The organism is Deltaproteobacteria bacterium HGW-Deltaproteobacteria-6 (assembly GCA_002840435.1).
Classification (GTDB): domain Bacteria; phylum Desulfobacterota; class Syntrophia; order Syntrophales; family Smithellaceae; genus UBA8904.
In genome coordinates this window covers 1-1221 of the sequence record PHAT01000045.1, presented here as the reverse complement: position 1 = coordinate 1221, position 1221 = coordinate 1, and the positions used below count along the sequence as shown (strand labels likewise).

The window sequence follows — 1221 nt, the reverse complement described above, 5'->3', positions numbered from 1 at the left end:
GCCACGGTTCGTTCACCTCGTTTTATTTTTTCGGGGGAACATTCCCCATTAAAGAAAATATTTTTCCGTTGCGATATCAATGAAACAGTCAAAGATCATTGTCATTCACATCCGGCACTTCGGTGCCTGCTGTATGGCACTCATGCTGGAATTGCCCGACTCATTTATATAGTAGAGCAATAGGTGTGCCAGACATTCTGAAAAACAATAAAATGCTGATTCCCTTGATTAATTTAAAAATATAGGGGAAAAACTGCAGACCTCAGGAATGACCTGGATGTCGTTTTGAAAGACTGCCCGGATTGCGTGTAACACGCCAGATACAGACTGCATAAGGCATAAAAGACAATGACGTTTATGTCATGGGGTACGGCGGAAATGTCATGGTTGATTTTATGTTTACTGAGGTTTAATCCCGCTCACGCGGGACGAGCGTTAATTCTCTGTAGCTTGCTACGAAACGGTTAATCCTTGCCGGGCGGCAAAGTTCCGGCTTATCAGGAGTCACCTTTTGTCCCGGCCAGCTTTCGCTGGAGCTGCCTGAGCGTGATTCCCAGAATGCGGGCGGCTTCACGGCGGTTTCCGCCGGTGGAATGTAAAACAAACATCACATGAGCTGCATCATTTTCCTTGAGTGTACAAAGGCTGCGACCCGACAGGGACGGTTGAGATTCCATCGCCGGATTGTCTCCCAGATGCACGGGTAGAATGACCGGGCCCTCGGCAAGTAAAACGGCGTTTTCTACGATCTGCGAAAGTTCACGAATATTCCCGGTATAGTCTCTGCACGCAAGCACATTCATGGCTTCGGGGCTGAACCCTGAAATGTTTTTATTGTGGCGCACACAGGCATTCTGTAAAAAATGAGCCGCAAGCAGCGGGATATCGTTTCTTCTTTCCCTGAGCGCCGGCAGGCAGATATATGCGGATTTCAAACGATAAAGCAGGTCTATTCGGAAATGACCTTCCTGGCAGGCGCGGTCCAGTTCTTTATTGGTTGCCGAGATCAGCCGGACATCCACATGCACGGGGTGACCGGCACCAAGCGGCGTGAACGTTTTATCTTCCAATACACGCAGGAGTTTGGATTGAAGACCGATAGGCAGTTCACCAATCTCATCGAGAAATAAAGTGCCGCCATCCGCCTGTTTAAAGAAACCATGATGAGAACCATCCGCACCGGTGAATGCGCCTTTAACATGTCCGAAAAACTGGCTTTCG

At 48.6% G+C, this 1221-nt stretch carries 1 protein-coding gene; it reads right to left on the bottom strand.

The window, feature by feature from the left end; genetic code table 11:
- Positions 1-497: 497 nt before the first annotated feature.
- A partial coding sequence (locus CVU71_18710) for a hypothetical protein (protein PKN16526.1) occupies positions 498-1221 on the bottom strand: 724 nt, incomplete at its 5' end.